Here is a 17,228-nt window from a genome sequence, read left to right as displayed (position 1 = left end):
CCTCCTATTTAAAATATTTTGTTCATTGCATCAGATACGGTACTGACACCAACAATTTGAATCTTATTATCTTTAGACCAATCTCCCATATTGTTCTTGGGAATAAAAATACGTTTGAAACCTAATTTTTCTGCCTCATTTACTCGTTGGTCGATTCGATTAACTCGACGAATTTCACCAGTCAAACCAACTTCACCTACAAAACAATCAGTTCCTGGGATACCCATATTCTTATAGCTAGATGCAATTGACATTGCCAAAGCAAGATCAATCGCCGGCTCGTCTAATTTAACGCCACCAGTTGATTTCAAATAAGCATCCTGATTTTGGAGCATCAAATTACCACGCTTTTCCAGAACAGCCATAATCACAGATACTCGATTATGATCCAGTCCTGTCGCGGTTCTTTTAGCATTACCAAAAATTGTAGGAGTGATCAAAGATTGAATCTCAACCAAAATAGGTCGAGTTCCTTCCATTGAAACTACTACTGCAGAACCATTAGCATCCGCTAAACGTTCCTCTAAGAAAATCTCAGATGGATTGGATACTTCCACCAGACCCTTAGTCCGCATTTCAAAAATACCAATTTCATTCGTTGAACCAAAACGGTTCTTAACCGAACGTAAGATTCGATAACTGTGATGCGTGTCCCCTTCAAAGTATAGAACAGTATCCACCATGTGTTCCAATATTTTAGGACCAGCAATGGCGCCACCTTTCGTTACATGTCCGACGACGAAAACAGTAATGTTATCCTGCTTAGCAATATTCATCAATTCAGCCGTAACTTCCCTGATTTGAGAAATACTACCGACGGCAGAAGTTATTTCTGGTTCATCCATGGTTTGCACAGAATCAATGATTAAATAATCTGGATGCATCTCGTTGATAGTCTGGCGGATATAGCTCATATCTGTCTGAGGGTACAAATAGAGATTCTTACCAGAAATTCCTAAACGATCAGCTCGCATCTTGATCTGTGAAGCACTTTCTTCACCGGAAACATATAATACTTTACCACCAGTATTCGCCAATTGTCCCGAAACTTGCGTTAACAAAGTCGATTTACCAATACCAGGGTCACCACCGATTAAGATCAAAGATCCGGGAACGATTCCGCCCCCGAGAACTCGATTCAATTCCGACAGTTCTGTCTTGATACGTGGTTCTTTTTCAAATGAAACATTATCAATACTAACTGGCTTTGACTCTAAGTCACTAACTCGACGACTAGGAGTTGCTTTAGCTTTAACAGATTCAGGTTGATCAACTTCTTCAACCATCTGATTCCAAGCACCACAGTTAGGACAACGTCCTAAATATCTAGGTGAGACGTAGCCACAATTTTGACATACGAATTTTGTTTTAGCTTTTGCCAATAAAATAGTTCCTTTCTTATTATATTCCTGAAGAACCAAATCCTCCATTGCGTTTCTTTAATCCACCCTCATCATCATCTGTTGTTAGATAGTTAATGAAGATACCTTGAGCTAAACGTTCGCCCTTTTTAACTTTGTAATCAACGGGGAAAAAGTTAATTAATTGAACAAACAATTCACCCTCGTTGCTCTCATTATTGTAATAATCAGCATCCACTACTCCAATACCATTAGGAATAGATAGGCCACGTTTTAGTGGATTACTGGAACGACTAGCGATGATTAGGACTTCATCTTCTTGCATATAAGCCTTAATTCCAGTTGGTACTAGTACTGGTTTGATTGACTTTTGAATTTCAGCCAACTTGTCATCATCCATCTTGCCTTTATTTAAAATGAACTTTAATACATTCAAAACACCAAATTTCCAAATTGAAGGAACCACGAAATCTTCGGCACTTTCAATATCATATCCAGCAGCATTTTTAGTTTGACGAACTGGTAAATTAATTCCTTTACCTTCGTATTTTTTCACAATTTCAAATCCACGTTTTTTAGTCAAATCGAAAACTCCTTAAGCATTAGATAACTAAAATAATAGCATTTTAACCCATATAAAACTATTCATTCCACTGACTTTCTTCTTATAATAGAGTAATATTAAAATAAATAATTCAGCAGGAGGTAATTTTATGGAATTGAATCATGAAGATGGACGCTTTTATCTTGAAGACAACGGTAAAACAGTTGGTGAATTAACTTATTCCAAAGTTGAGGATAACGTTATTTCACTTGATCACACTTATGTTGACGAAAATTATCGTGGACAAGGACTTGCTGCTAAACTCCTCAATGCCACAGTTGATTATTCAGATCTTAAGGGATTAAAAATCGTTCCTGTTTGTGAATATGCTAAAGCTGCTTTTGAGAAGAGACCAGAACTCAGATTTATATTAACTGATAATTACCAAAAGCTCTTAAAGGGGGAAAAATAGTGAATCAAGATGAATTAAAGAAAGCAGTCGGTGTTAAGTCAGTAGATTACTTCAAAAGCAATATGGTAGTTGGACTTGGTACTGGTTCCACTGTTTATTACATGATTGAAGAACTTGGACGTAGATATCAAGCTGGTGAAATTAAAAATATTGTTGCGGTAACTACTTCTTCTCGTTCTGAAAAACAAGCTAAAGAACTAGGCATCCCAACCAAAGACTTAAACGCCGTTGATCACATTGACCTTACTATCGATGGTGCTGATCAAATCGATAAAAACGGTCAAGGTATTAAAGGCGGCGGTGGTGCTCACCTACTTGAAAAGATGGTTGCTACCAACTCTGCTCGTAACATCTGGATCGTCGATCAATCTAAGATGGCTGATACTTTAGGCAGTTTCCCACTACCAACCGAAGTAATTCCTTTTGGTTGTGAGAAGACCTTTGCTGACCTTGAAAAAGAAGGTTTGAACCCTCAATACCGTCTTAACGAAGATGGCAGTCGTTTCCTAACACACAATAAAAATTACATCATTGATCTAAAAATTGGTGAGATCAAACATCCTCATTTATTAGCAGATTGGTTGGATCACCAAGTGGGAATAGTTGCACATGGACTATTTCTTGATATAGTTAATACTATTATCGTCGGTTACGAAGATGGACCAAAAGTAATCGATAATATCAGATAAAAAGGAGAATTTTTGTATGACAAACGAAATCACATCATCAGACTTAGATAAATTTCAAACTGCATTTGACAATACACCAGGTTCTTCAGCTATCAAAAACGCTGTTGCTAACAATGGTTTATTCAAATCAAGTGAAACTATTGCCTCTAAAGTAGCAATGGACCCTACTTTCTCAGTTGAATTGGATACAGGTTCAGTTGCTGATCAAAAACAATCAGGACTTTGCTGGGTATTTGCCGCATTGAATACAATGAGACACCCACTTCAAAACAATTTCAAGATCAAGGGCTTTGAATTATCACAAGGATACATGCTTTTCTGGGACAAACTAGAAAAATCAAATTACTTCTTTGAAAATGTTATCAACACAGCTGCCCTTCCAACTGGCGACCGTAAAGTCGACTTCCTTATGACTACACCTCAACAAGATGGTGGTCAATGGGATATGGTCATGGCACTTGTTCAAAAATATGGTGTCGTTCCAAAGAGTGTTATGCCCGATACATTCAGTCGTACAAATTCCTCTGAATTAAACAACGTTCTTAATAAGAAATTACGTAAAGATGCTATCATTCTTCGTGACTTTGTTAACAGCAACAAATCTGACGAAGATATCGAACGTAAGAAGAATGAACTTCTAAGCGAAATTTACAAGATTTTAGTTTACACTGTTGGTGTTCCACCTACTAAGTTTGACTGGGCTTACCGTGATGACGATAAGAATTACCACAAGGAAACTGGTATTACACCTCAAGAATTCTTCAAGAAATATGTTGGCTGGGATCTAGACAGCTACATCTCAACTATCAATGCCCCAACAGCTGACAAGCCTTACAATCATGTTTACACAGTTGAAATGCTTGGTAACGTTGTTGGTGGTCGTCAAGTACGTCACTTGAACCTCGAAATCAATGACTTCAAGAAATTAGCCGTTAAACAACTACAATCAGGTGAAACTGTTTGGTTTGGTAGTGATGTTGGTCAAAGTTCTGATCGTAAGATCGGTATTATGGACACAAACATCTACGACCTTGAAGGTTTACTAGATACTGACCTTAAGATGACAAAAGCAGAACGTCTTGATTACATTGAAAGTATGATGACACATGCCATGGTACTTACAGGTGTTGATTTGGATGAAAATGGCAACCCACTCAAGTGGAAAGTTGAAAACTCATGGGGTGAAAAAGTTGGTAACAAAGGTTACTTTGTTATGAGCGACTCATGGTTCGACGAATTCGTTTACCAATTAGTTATCAACAAGAAGTTCTTGAGCGATGACCTTAAGAATACTTTCGAAACAGAATCAAAAGAACCAAAAGTTCTAGCTCCTTGGGATCCAATGGGTGCTTTGGCTTAATTAAATATGCTAAATATGTCACCTTCCACAACAAGGCTGATTGGTCTGGAACGCGGTGGACACTGATTTGAGCCAATTAAAGTTCGTAATTGTCTCAAATACAGGTCTTATACTAAGCGATAAATCGCTAAGTATAATTTCACGGCTGAGACCAATCGGCCTTGTTGCTCCAGGTTAAATAATATTTCTATATTAATATTACTTTTCTAATTCTTTTGAATTAATAGCGTCTAATTGAAATTCCATGTAATTCCGTGGGACTTTAAATTAGGCGCTATTTTTGTATTCCTAATTATTTGGAGAAACAAATAATTAAGTAGGTGATGACGATATTCCCTAATATATAACAAATACTAAATAACAAAATTCTACGCCAATAAAACAATCAAACCACTATTCAGTCCGGAGCAAAAATTGGGAATGCGTTCAGCTATGAAATCATTGTTATCGGCTTTGCCGATTACAATGAGGCCGACTTCGAAGATCCATTATTTTGCACGAAGTGTAAAATAATTAGCTCCGAATCGTGCCCATAGCGTTCCAACAGCATTCCCAATTTTTGCGGAGGACGACATCCTAAGAAATAAAGCGTTAAAATTGCCTATCTTAAGCCATCTATGCTATTGAATTATTTGTAAGTTTAATATAGAGTGCTCTATAACGAAGTTAATATTTGTGAAGGGGTGTCAGTATGAAAAATAATCAATTTGCGATTCGCCCAACTCAATTCGGCGACCAAATTACAGAACTAAAGGAAATTAATTTTTTAGATAAAGATAATGGTAACGAAAATGAACCTATCAAATTATGGAAAAGCTTTTTAAGTAAGGCTTTTATAGAAGCCAAGACTTCTTCCAATTTTGAAGAAAAGTTACGCACTTATATGGCAACTCCAGATCAAAATTTGAGTGAGTATCTAGATTCTGCCATTAACGTCTCCGTCTCAACGTTTTATAACGTGGCATTACAATTATTAAAATTCAATCCTGACGTTGATTTCTCTTTTGAAGATCCATTGTCAGCAATGGAAAAAATTCAATTGCCAATCGCTGATCATCAAGGTGATAACTTTACGATTGATGAATTGAAATCTGCTTGGTACTGGCTATTAGCCACACACAATAAAGATGGTCAAACTTACTTGGATTCCTTAGCAGCAAAAGGGTATTTTACACAATTTTATGGTAAAGTATCAAATCCTATGCTCTTTAACGGAAAAACGCTTCCTGTATTTGATCCACATAAGTTGATCCGTGAAGTTGTTTACGTTGAATCACCTCAAGACAGCGACCATGATGGCAAACGTGATTTATTAAAAGCTGAAATTTTACGTCCTTACGAAACTGAAAATGGATTGAAGGTCCCTGTTCTTTACACTGCCAGCCCCTACAATCAAGGTACCAACGATGAGACTGGTGAAAAGTTAACTCATAACGTTAATGTACCTTTAAAACATAAAACTCCAAATAACTTAAGTTACGAAGACGTCGAATATCACGAATCAAACACAGACCTGCCAATGGCTCGTAATATTAATGGTGAAACTAAAAAGGCTGAGGAAACTTTTTCTAGAGAGAGTTCATATACTTTAAATGACTACTTCTTAGCCCGGGGATTTGCCGTCATCTACATGGCTGGTATTGGAACTAAGGATTCTGATGGCTTAAGAACCACTGGTGACCCTGACGAAACAATTTCTACTATTTCTATTATTAAGTGGTTAACTGGTGACTTACCTGCCTTTACTAATAGAACCGATAATATTGAAATCAAGGCTTGGTGGTCTAACAAAAAAGTCGCCATGACCGGACGCTCTTATTTAGGAACTTTAGCTACTGCCGCTGCCACAACTGGTGTCAAAGGGTTGAAGACAGTTATCAGTGAAGCTGCTATTTCCAGCTGGTATGACTACTATCGTGATGGTGGTTTAGTTATTGCTCCTGGTGGCTTCCCTGGTGAAGATGCTGATGTCTTAGCTGAAGAAACCTTTAGCCGTCGTTTACAACCTGGCGACTTTAATGAAGTTAAAGATAAATGGAATCAACAGATTCAAGACATTGAAAAAGGACAAGATCGTGATACCGGCGATTACAATACTTTCTGGGATGCTAGAAACTATCATAAGAATTTCAAAAACATCACCGCTGATGTCTTTATGGTTCATGGATTAAACGACTGGAATGTAAAGCCTAGAAATGTCGAACGTTTATGGAATGGTATCAAGCATAACGGCGTTACGCAAAAGATAATTCTTCATCAAGGTCAACATATCTATATCAATGCTTTCCGCTCAATTGATTACAGCGACATTATCAATCTATGGCTTACTAATGAGCTACTTGGTGTCGACAACCAAGCCAAAGGAATCATCCCTAATGTCATTGTGCAAGATAATGTCAAACCTGAAACGTGGACAGCTTACTCTGATTGGTCAAACGCTGAAAATAAGGCCATTAAGTACAACTTATCAAGTGATAAATTAACTACCGATAGTGTGGTTTCTGATTCATCGACTTTCGTGGATCAACTTCCTCAAAAGGATTTTGAAGCTTACCGCGATAACAACGTTACATGGGAACAAAATCTCATTAATAATGATGCCAAATTAGCTAACCATCAGTTAACTTTTAAAACGGCTCCTTTAGATAAGGACTTATTACTAGATGGCAAGATAAACGTCAATCTAAAAGTCTCTTCCAGTGAAGATATTGGTATGTTGAGTTTCCAAATAATTGATTATGGCAAGACAAAACGTCTTCATGTTTCACCTACTCTGCTATCCAAGAATAGCCTAGCTGGGACTTACGACTGGCGTGAAGATGATTTACGTGAGTTTACGCTCGATAAAGAATCCTCCGCTAAGATGATCACAAAGGGCCATATCAATTTACAAAATCGTGAAAATAACTATAAAGTTAATGAATTAAATCCGGATATCTTCTACAATATAAACGTTGAACTACAACCAACTTTCTACAAGTTGCAAGCCGGTCACCAATTAGGTTTGATTATTTATGCGACCGACTTTGGAATGACGGTTCGTGGGAACCAAAATATTAAGTATACAGTTCAATTAGATCAATCCTCATTAGTTATTCCACTTCATGAGGATTAATACCAAAAGTATTAGTTTATTGGAAAACATGGGGAATATAACTAGACCAAAATAAGTGGTTTCATACCCTAATACTTAATGTTACAATTGCCGTTGAACTGTTTATTTTTGGAGATTATTTATATGGAAAAGACACAACTGAATTCATTGAAAAATAACCCCCATTCAAAGATGAGCATTGCTGGATTCTTAATTGCTTTAGGAATCGTTTATGGGGACATTGGTACTTCTCCTCTATATGTTATGCACTCTTTAATGGTTGGGAATGGTGGACTTGCAAAAATGTCCACCAATTTTATCTTAGGAAGTGTTTCCTTAATTTTTTGGACACTAACTTTGGTAACAACAATTAAATATGTTTTGATTGCTTTACGTGCTGATAACAACGGTGAAGGTGGTATCTTCGCTCTTTACACGTTGGTCAGAAAACGAGCTAAATGGTTGATCATTCCAGCTATGATTGGTGGGGCAACCTTCTTAGCTGATGGTATGATGACACCAGCTGTTACCGTTACGGCTGCTATTGAAGGTCTTAAGGGTATTAAGATCAACAATGCTGTGCTTATCAGTACTCAAAACCAAGTAATTATCGTAACGCTGATTATTTTGTCCACCCTCTTCTTTATCCAAAGATTTGGTACACAGATGATTGGTCGGGCTTTTGGTCCGATAATGTTGGTTTGGTTCTCATTCTTAGGTTTGATCGGTATTCTGAATATTTCTTCAGACTGGACTATCATTAGAGCCTTGAACCCTTACTACGCAATCGAATTATTACGGAGTCCTGTTAATATCCGTGGTATTTTCATTTTAGGTAGTATCTTCTTGGCTACAACTGGTGCTGAAGCACTATATTCAGATATGGGACATGTTGGTCGTCCTAACATTTATACAAGTTGGCCTTTTGTTAAAATTTGCCTATTGCTGAGTTACTTAGGTCAAGCTGCTTGGATCATTAATGTTAGAGACAATCACACTCTACAACAAATGGGTTCAGCCATGAATCCGTTCTACCAATCCATTCCTGATAACTTTAGACTTTTCGGAATTTTCCTATCTGCTATGGCTGCTATCATTGCTTCCCAAGCTTTGATTTCTGGTTCATATACTCTAATTTCCGAAGCTACAAAGCTAAGAATGTTCCCAAGACTAAAAACTTATTATCCAACTAATTTCAAAGGACAGTTATATATTCCAACTGTTAACTCAATTATTTGGGTCGTTTGTTTGTTCATTGTCTTCTATTTCAAGACTTCAGAAAATATGTCTAATGCCTATGGTCTAGAAATCACTATTACCATGTTAATGACGACGATTTTGCTACATCAATGGCTCCTGATGAAACGGGTCAACAGGTTATTCACAACCGTTATTATCAGTCTCTTCTTTGTTATTGAAAGTATCTTCTTCGTAACTAATAGTAGTAAATTTATCCATGGTGCTTATATCACTATGTTCATTGCCGCTATCTTGATTGCTGTAATGTTCATTTGGAGATATGGTGAGCGTCTCAAGGATGACAACACTTATCGTAGTCACTTTGCTTCTCTACTAGCCTTCAAGCACCAATTAAATGATTTAAGAAAAGATCCAAGTTATCCACTTTACACAACTAACTTAGTTTATTTAACTAAAGTACATGATGGGTATCGTATTAAGAAAAATATTCTATATTCTATTTTAGATAAGCGTCCTAAACGTGCTCAGGTTTATTGGTTCGTTACTGTTAACGTTACTGATGAGCCTTATACAGCCGCCTACAGCGTTGAAACATTTGATACTGACTACATGGTCAGCGTTCAACTATATCTAGGATTTAGAGTTGATCAAAAGGTTAATGTTTATCTTCGTCAGGTTGTTAACGATATGATGTCAAATGGCGAAATTAAAGCACAACCTCAAAAATACACAACCATCCCTGATCGAGATGTTGGTGACTTCTCATTTGTTATTATCAAAGAGGTCCTTTCACCTGATACTAAGATCAGTAATGTTAAGAAGAGTATTATTCACTTACGTCTCCTCTTACAAAAATTCATTTCACCAGCCAACTGGTTCGGTCTCTCATACAGTGATGTTATTGAAGAACGTGTTCCATTGGTACTCGGAAAAGTTTCACTCAATCGTCTACGTCTAGTTAGAAAAGATCGTTCAGCCTTGAAAGATATCAAGATTGACGAAGAAATTGATGACGATGACGAGGATGAATAGATAGCAAAAGGGTTCGATACAATCAAGTATCGAACCCTTTTTTAGTCGTTCTTAGTGGCTCTGCCACTTGTTTCGCATGTGTTCTTCGATCACATGCATAAGTCGTTCTAAGTGGCTCCGCCACTAAGAACGACTAAAAAAAATAGGCCTCAGAGATCAAACTGGTCTTTGAAGTCTATTTTCAGTTAGGGTAAAACAATATCTATGTTGCTGGACTGCACCTCACGGAGATGTACAGACACACAAAACACATCTCTTATTAAACGCCTAATCTATAAAGTAACTAACCGCTTTATAGTGGCTTATCACTTTATGGTTCGTATTATAGAGAGTCTTTTATTAGAAAACAATTTAGAACTACTCAAATATATATCCATTGCGTATATCGTTTTCGGACAAAAACAAAGGCAGATGATCAACTTTCAATCATCTGCCTTTGTTAGGATAAATCAATAACCTGTCTTTCGGACTACACCTCGACGAAGATATTAACTACTAAAACATATCTTTTCATTTGGTAGAGGGACTGTCTGAACATTCAGATAATCCTTCTTCTTTATTTATGGTGCACATTATATAACCCTTATTTTCGAAAAACAATTTAAATTCATCAATATTTATATCTATTCTGTATATCTTTTTGAATGCAAAATCAAAGGCAGATGATCAATTTACGATCATCTGCCTTTGTTAGGATATATCAATAACCTGCCTACCGGACTACACCTCGACGAAGATATTAGTAACTGAAACATATCTTTTCATTTGGTAGAAGAGCTATCTGAATATTCAGATAATTCTTCTTCTTTATTTTTATGGTGCCTATTATATATCGATTTTTTTAAACTACAATCAAAAAGTCGCCATATAGATATTCATTTTGTCCATGATTTCATTTGAAAATTAGCAACTTTTAAGTCTTGATTTATACGTCTCGTAATAATCAAGACTTATAAAGATATCCTCTTACAAATTCTATTTATAATCGCAGGTAATCAAGACCAAAAGAATAATTCTAAATGAAAAATTCTAAGTCTTGTAATGATTACAAGTTTAAAAATAATTAACAAAGGGATGATTATTATGTTTAGTTACATTGAAATTATCGGCAATGACCTTCAACATCCTTTTATGGGTTTCGTCGATTACGAATTCAAACATAATGTATTTTCAATGACCCTTGTACGAGGAATGAGAAGACTCTCTCATATTATTATTCCTCTATCAGAAGTTACTGATATTAAAGTTGAAAGAATTTATGGTGCCGATCGCATCAGTTTTACTTACGATTCCAAAGAATATGTTTTTATTAACACCGGTTTCGGTGAAAACGACTATTTAATCGATCACGTTACTAAAGCGACTCACAGTAAAAGCTAATTTTTAAAATCACTGAGAATTCATTTCCCAGTGATTTTTTGTTATGCAAAGATTAACTTAGCAAATGATTGATCCCATATGCAACGCCATTGTCGTCATTACTCTTAGTTATATATTTACCATACTGTTTAATTTCATCTGGAGCATTGTCCATCACAATAGGCCAGCCAACATTCGTCAACATTGGTAAATCATTATGTCCATCGCCAAAGGCCACCATATCCTCTTTAGCAAGCTTTTCTAGCTTCTGGATGTATTTAATGCCCTTAGATTTCTGTGCCAAATTACTGGTTATTTCTAAGTAATTATCTCCAGAACGTTTGATACTGACATCCGGGATGTGCAAACGTAACAATGCCGTATTTAACTTATTCATCAATTCTAAATCAAAAGTTATCATCATGATTTTATATAGTTTGGTATCCGACAACTTATCAAAGTCAGTTACAGTTGCTTTCTGACCGGTCAACTTCGATTCGTATTCGATACCACTATCTATTTTTTCAGCATACCATTCATTTAAACCATAACAACTACAACTGACAGCTGAAAAGTTATTTTGGATTACTTTCATTAATTGCCAGAAACTAGACATATTAAGTGGATTATCATTCAATACTTTGAAACCATTATCTGTCTTCTGATAAATTAAGCCGCCATTAAATCCAATTTGAGGCTCCGTTAAGCCTAATTTAGTAATCGCAGCTTCCATTTCCATTGGTGCTCGTGCTGAAACTAAAGTGAATGGTATCCCACTATCTTTTACAGCGTTGGCGTTTGTATCGCTAACGTTGCCCTGACTATCCAATAACGTTCCATCCATATCTGAAAAAATATGTTTGATCATTTTACTTTCCCCCAAAAATAATAGGCACAACAACTCAATAGAGTCATTGTACCTATTTAATATTCTCTTATGCAAATGATGTTGCGACACTTCCGATAACAATTAATAAAATTCCTAGAACTGTAAATTTCATCTCACGACTACTCTTTTGTTCACGAAGAATAAAGATTCCACCGAAGGTACTGATTACAACATTCAATTGTGTCCAGATAAAGGCTGAAGTATTACCATTTGCTTTAGCTGAGAAGATATAAGCAAAAGCGGCAATTCCCCAAGCAATTCCGGCAAAAATATTTAAATACTGTTCTTTTTGTTTAAAGGATCTTACATCTGTAAATAATGCATAGATTATGGCACCTACTAAGATTCCTAGCATTTCTGGTAAGAAAATAGCTGTACCACTTTGATCTCTAACGATTGGCATATTAGGAAATGAAGAATAGATCCAAAAACCTACGGTTGTACACAATAAGAAGATGGCATCTTTTATTTCCAATTTATTTCCTTCAGCACTGTCGTTTACTGAAGTTAACAAGGCTCCACCAACCACGATCATCAAAGCAATAATTCCAATTATTTTGGACTGCGTTCCTGCCCAGTCACCAAAGATCAACATCCCAATAATAGAATTACCCACTAATTGAAAAACAGTTGACAATGGTACTGTTCCTGAAACTCCAATACGCTTGAATGAAATGAATTGACCTATCTGCCCAATAGTCCACAGAGCTCCACAGAGAACTGAGAACCAAAAAGCAGTGGTATTAACAGTTGGCTGTGTTATCAAGTAAGCAACAAACCCGACGATTGTTGCACCGGCACCAATTCCAAACATCTGGTTAGCAGGAGAACCACCAATTTTACCGGTGATGATTGGCATAAAGCCCCAACCGAACGCTGGTATTAGCGCAATTAAAATATTCATAAAAACTCCCTCTAATTCGCAAAAATATTAGTAATAATCTTTTTTAAAGTGATAAATTTTTTGTATATAAGGAACATTCTCGGTTTCTAATGATACACAACCTAAAACTTGATTCGAGCATTACTACTTTTTTATCCAATTTGTCTACTTGGCATAAAACCAAATAAATATCTAGACCATTTAAATAGTGTACCTCATAATCAAAAAAAAGAAAGCATTTTCTTAAAAAAAATTCTAACCCCATTTCCACCAATATTTGCTAAAAATATCACATACCATGGTGATATTTAACGTCCTTTTTCTTAAATTTTTAGAAAAAATAATAGCATCTATTTATTAAGAATCCTCCATTCTATAGACTATGGAAACCTTAATAATAGATGCTATTTTGAATTTTTAATTAAGTGAAATATATAATAAGGAGATTCTTATTTAAGTTTGATTGCATTGGGAATATATTTAAACTCCCGTCCTCCACAAAAATTAGGAATGCTACTCTTCCTTGAACCCAAACTCGTAGTCCTTATACAATCATATAAAACTACGAACTCTATTCAAACACCGCAATTTTAAATAATATTATTTCTTTTTGCGATTAGAACTTACAATGTTCAACTTGTCATCGAATTCATAAATCAATGGCGTTCCATTTGCTACCTCAACACCATCAATATCTTGATCACTAATACCCTCAATATACTTAATCAAAGCTCGTATGGTACTTCCATGAGCTACGATCAATTGATCTTTGCCATCTAACAATTTAGGTGCAACTTGATCAACATAGTAAGGAACTATTCTGCAATAAGCATCATAAAGACTCTCTGCTAACGGCATTATACGTGCTTCGTAATATTTATACGGTCCAATGTTAGGATCAGCATGATCGAGTTTTGGTGGAATTGCATAGAAACTTCTTCTCCACAAACGAACTTGCTCAACACCAAATTCTTTTCTCGTCGCATCTTTATTTTGACCACGTAGAGCCCCATAGTGACGTTCATTTAAGCGCCAACTTTTTGTGATTGGCACATAGTTAAGATTTAAGTCATCTTGGATAATATAGGCGGTAAGGATTGCTCGCTTTAAAACTGATGTATGAACGTGTTCAAATTCAAATCCTTGTAGTTTTTTAGCAGCTACATGTGCCTGAACGATTCCTTCTTGTGTCAAACCCACGTTATTCCAACCAGTATATTGATTCAAAGCGTTAGCCGTGCTTTCACCGTGTCTTACCATAACAAGTTTTACCATATTATGACATTCCAACTTTCATTATAGAATTACCTTTTAATCTTAGCACAAAACGTTATTCTTATTAATCTATCAACGAATTATCTATCCCACGATTACATTCGGCTTGCAATGTAACATGGGTAATATTGAATTGATCTTTCATCATTTTATCGACGATATCATAAAGTTTATCTAAGTCTTTCATATTACAATTCTTATTAACATTAATATGAGCATCTAGCATAATATGATTTTCATCAATCATCCACAAATGCATATGATGAACCCTGACGATTTCAGGAACAGTCAGAATAGCCTTTTGAACGGCGTCTAAATCAATTTTAGGACTAGCTTCCATAAGAATATTAACCGTCTCCGAAACAACACTGTAGGCCTCTTTTAATAGCCAAATGGCAATAACTATTGTTATAACTGGATCTACCCAATTCCAATTGAAAAGAATAACGAATATGGACGCTATAAAAACACCTACTGATGAAAGTGTATCTGATAGCATGTGTAAGAATGTTGCCTTGATATTCAGATTATGCTTTGATCCAGAAAACAAAACTAACATTGAAATCATATTAGCTAATAAACCAATCACTGAAACGATCATCATCAAACGGCCATTGATCTCTTGTGGTTGAGAAAGTCGTCTAAACGATTCAAAAACCATCATGATGGTAATAACTACTAAAACAATTGAATTGACAAAGGCTGCTAAGATCTCGGCTCGCTTATAACCAAAAGTTTTCTGCGTATCATTTTTCTTACGACCAATCACATTGGCAACAAAGGAAATAATAATGGATAAAGAATCTTCCAAATTATGAAATGCATCGGAAATAAGTCCTAAACTACCTGAAAAGAATCCACCAATGAATTCTGTAATTGTGATTATGATATTTAGTGCGGTGACATAAAAGAAACGTCTGCCTGTTACTTTTCCATGTTCCATATTGTTGCCTCCCGCCCCTATCATAACAATGTTTATGCAAAATATAAAAAATAGTGCTATATACAAAACGAAGCCAACTCTAATTCAGAATTGGCTTCGTTGATTATTTATTTTAGTATCCTTTACTTAGCTGTTAACTTAGCAACAACTTTAATGGGATGAGCGATATCGATAATATCAGAGAATCTATTTGTAATATAGTCTCTCATACCGTCACGTGCTTCTTTTTTAGAAACATTATGACAAACACGCTTTTCCGCAATTTCTTGTCCCTCTTTACTCAAGAAATTACAAGTAACTTCATAATCGCCATGATTACTGAATAGCATCATCATTGCGACCCCCTTCTATAAAAATTAACATCTCATTAACATCGACCAGATATTTATACCACTTTTCAATAGTCGGTTCAACACTTTAATTTAAAATTTCTTTTTTAAGAAAGTAATAGCATTTTTTAGTAAATTAATTCATAGTTACTAATTATGATATTATGGTCATAACTAATAATTATCTATCCATTCGTCGGGGAGAATCATCATGAACAGCCATAATAATAATTCAAATAGAAATCTGACACGGGAGTCACTTCGTCGTAAACGCACGCCCTTTTACAAAAGAAAGCCTTTTATTATTTCTTTAATTTTAGTTATTATTTTAATAATTGGTCTACTTATCTTCTGGAAGTCTAGTTCAAACAATGACAAGACTCACTCCACACAACCTTCTCATAAAATAGAAAAGGTTAAGCCTAAAAAAGAAACCAAGAAAAAGACTTCTAAGAAAACAACCACTAAAAAGCCTAAAAAACAAAAAGCTGCAAATGAAATCACAGCAAAACAGCAAGAAAATGACAATAAGCAAAATAATAACGAACAGAAAAAAACTACTAATCAGATAAAAAATGCCGGGACATATAATGATTTAACTTACGACACAGATTGGTATACCTTCAAAATTTCTAATGACGTTAAATTGATCAAAGATAGCAACGGCGACGCGGCTTTGCTCGTTAAATACAACTATACTAACAAGACTCAAAGCAACGAAATTCCACAGAGAGTTCAAAATACCGCCATTATGTTGAAACAGGACAATCAACAATTAACAGCCACAACTGCTAAGGGTGATTACGCTACGATAGTTAATTCAAGTAATAATGGGCTTGTCCAGTCTGGTAAGAACTTCGATGGAGCCTTATTGGTTAAAGTAAATAACACTGACTCAGACGTCACCATGTACTTTAAGAACATTCAAACTAATGGTTGGCTAGATACTACACAACCACTTAAATTGAAATAGAAAAAGAGCTAGCTTAGGCTGGCTCTTTTTCTATCTTAAAATCTTTTAACTGTGCATATGCGATAAAAAATGTGATTAAAAACAAAACGGCGATGACATATAACGACGACATGGAAAACTGCATTTTAGCAGCTTCAGCCATTAATTTATTAGAAAACATCGGGAACATATCACGTAAAGCGTGTAATAGAATAACAATTGAGAGATTCTTTGTTTTTACGTAGATTGTACCAAACAACAAACCTATCGCTGCCGCAAAAATCACTTGGCCTGATACATAACCGATCGGCAGTGACTTTAGATTCATCGTATGGATCAAACCAAACATAATACTAGAACCAATAACCGCTCCTAAAACGTTATTGTGGAATAACTTTAAAAATAGGCTGATCAAAATACCTCTAAAAATATATTCTTCCGCCAAACCAACTAGCAGGCATAGGACAATAACTTTCAATTTGATAGCCATGTCCGGTACCGCCAATGTTGCTGAATCCAAGACCGCAATCAGAATAATTGCAGGCATCGCTGTATATAGCTGTGCCGACCAATTCTTAGTATTGAACCAATTAATTTTTTGTTGAAAAAAGAATCTATTTAGTAGAAACGCTATTACAAATACCAAAAGATCACTCAACATTTGCCAATAACTGTTAACAGAATGGCCTCGAATGACTAATGCCAGTAAAAACATGACGATAGGAAAAATCAAACTGGCTATGATAATCTTTACAAGATTACTTTTTATAAATTTCATTTTTTCTCCTTTAAAGTTATTCTTTATTAATTATATAGAAAAAGTACTTGACATGAAACGCGTTCGAT

Annotated in this window: 15 protein-coding genes; 7 read left to right on the top strand and 8 right to left on the bottom strand. The window is 35.5% G+C overall.

The annotated features are described in order from the left end of the window. Nucleotides 1-8 precede the first annotated feature (8 nt). Both radA and U8526_RS11305 read right to left on the bottom strand, forming a co-directional pair. A complete protein-coding gene (radA, locus tag U8526_RS11310; RefSeq protein WP_334342078.1) occupies nucleotides 9-1,382 on the bottom strand; it encodes a DNA repair protein RadA in 1,374 nt (457 codons plus the stop codon). A 19-nt stretch (nucleotides 1,383-1,401) separates the two neighbouring features. Next, nucleotides 1,402-1,944 (bottom strand): dUTP diphosphatase, encoded by a 543-nt coding sequence (locus U8526_RS11305; protein WP_334342077.1) that lies wholly within the window; start codon nucleotides 1,942-1,944, stop codon nucleotides 1,402-1,404. A gap of 130 nt (nucleotides 1,945-2,074) precedes the next feature. On the opposite strand from U8526_RS11305, the gene U8526_RS11300 reads away from it, so the two are divergent. From U8526_RS11300 to U8526_RS11275, 6 genes are all read left to right on the top strand, one after another. Next, nucleotides 2,075-2,377 carry a GNAT family N-acetyltransferase gene (locus U8526_RS11300; RefSeq protein WP_334342076.1) on the top strand — a complete coding sequence of 101 codons (303 nt, stop codon included), beginning with the start codon at nucleotides 2,075-2,077 and terminating at the stop codon, nucleotides 2,375-2,377. Further along, nucleotides 2,377-3,066, top strand: a complete 690-nt coding sequence (gene rpiA, locus U8526_RS11295) for a ribose-5-phosphate isomerase RpiA (RefSeq protein WP_334342075.1) — start codon at nucleotides 2,377-2,379, stop codon at nucleotides 3,064-3,066. The genes U8526_RS11300 and rpiA overlap by 1 nt, the downstream gene beginning before the upstream one ends. A 16-nt stretch (nucleotides 3,067-3,082) precedes the next feature. Further along, on the top strand, nucleotides 3,083-4,426 hold the full coding sequence (locus U8526_RS11290) for an aminopeptidase C (RefSeq protein WP_334342074.1): 1,344 nt from the start codon (nucleotides 3,083-3,085) through the stop codon (nucleotides 4,424-4,426). A gap of 691 nt (nucleotides 4,427-5,117) precedes the next feature. Continuing rightward, nucleotides 5,118-7,541, top strand: coding sequence for a Xaa-Pro dipeptidyl-peptidase (locus U8526_RS11285; protein WP_334342073.1), 2,424 nt, complete (start codon nucleotides 5,118-5,120; stop codon nucleotides 7,539-7,541). A 123-nt stretch (nucleotides 7,542-7,664) separates the two neighbouring features. Beyond that, entirely contained in the window at nucleotides 7,665-9,752 is a 2,088-nt protein-coding gene (locus U8526_RS11280; RefSeq protein ID WP_334342072.1) for a KUP/HAK/KT family potassium transporter, read from the top strand. Nucleotides 9,753-10,835: 1,083 nt separating this feature from the next. Beyond that, a complete protein-coding gene (locus U8526_RS11275) occupies nucleotides 10,836-11,132 on the top strand; it encodes a hypothetical protein (protein ID WP_334342071.1) in 297 nt (98 codons plus the stop codon). Nucleotides 11,133-11,184: 52 nt separating this feature from the next. On the opposite strand, the gene U8526_RS11270 is transcribed toward U8526_RS11275, so the two are convergent. The 5 genes from U8526_RS11270 to U8526_RS11250 form a co-directional block, all read right to left on the bottom strand. Then, nucleotides 11,185-11,979: a Cof-type HAD-IIB family hydrolase gene (locus U8526_RS11270; protein ID WP_334342070.1), complete on the bottom strand. Its 795-nt coding sequence runs from the start codon at nucleotides 11,977-11,979 to the stop codon at nucleotides 11,185-11,187. 67 nt (nucleotides 11,980-12,046) lie between these two features. Beyond that, nucleotides 12,047-12,904: a GRP family sugar transporter gene (locus tag U8526_RS11265; RefSeq protein ID WP_334342069.1), complete on the bottom strand. Its 858-nt coding sequence runs from the start codon at nucleotides 12,902-12,904 to the stop codon at nucleotides 12,047-12,049. A gap of 579 nt (nucleotides 12,905-13,483) precedes the next feature. Next, the gene (locus U8526_RS11260) at nucleotides 13,484-14,158 is read right to left on the bottom strand and encodes a 2,3-bisphosphoglycerate-dependent phosphoglycerate mutase (protein WP_334342068.1); all 675 of its coding nucleotides are present in this window, start codon (nucleotides 14,156-14,158) and stop codon (nucleotides 13,484-13,486) included. Between the two features lie 64 nt (nucleotides 14,159-14,222). Then, nucleotides 14,223-15,101: a cation diffusion facilitator family transporter gene (locus tag U8526_RS11255; protein WP_334342067.1), complete on the bottom strand. Its 879-nt coding sequence runs from the start codon at nucleotides 15,099-15,101 to the stop codon at nucleotides 14,223-14,225. 122 nt (nucleotides 15,102-15,223) lie between these two features. Next, nucleotides 15,224-15,436 (bottom strand): hypothetical protein, encoded by a 213-nt coding sequence (locus tag U8526_RS11250; RefSeq protein WP_334342066.1) that lies wholly within the window; start codon nucleotides 15,434-15,436, stop codon nucleotides 15,224-15,226. Between the two features lie 205 nt (nucleotides 15,437-15,641). On the opposite strand from U8526_RS11250, the gene U8526_RS11245 reads away from it, so the two are divergent. Next, nucleotides 15,642-16,403 (top strand): DUF5067 domain-containing protein, encoded by a 762-nt coding sequence (locus U8526_RS11245; RefSeq protein ID WP_334342065.1) that lies wholly within the window; start codon nucleotides 15,642-15,644, stop codon nucleotides 16,401-16,403. Between the two features lie 13 nt (nucleotides 16,404-16,416). On the opposite strand, the gene U8526_RS11240 is transcribed toward U8526_RS11245, so the two are convergent. Continuing rightward, entirely contained in the window at nucleotides 16,417-17,160 is a 744-nt protein-coding gene (locus U8526_RS11240) for a CPBP family intramembrane glutamic endopeptidase (protein WP_334342064.1), read from the bottom strand. Nucleotides 17,161-17,228 lie beyond the last annotated feature (68 nt).

It is taken from the genome of Companilactobacillus sp. HBUAS56275 (assembly GCF_036913655.1).
GTDB classification, from domain to species: Bacteria; Bacillota; Bacilli; order Lactobacillales; family Lactobacillaceae; genus Companilactobacillus; species Companilactobacillus pullicola.
This window is presented reverse-complemented; position numbering and strand designations above follow the sequence as displayed.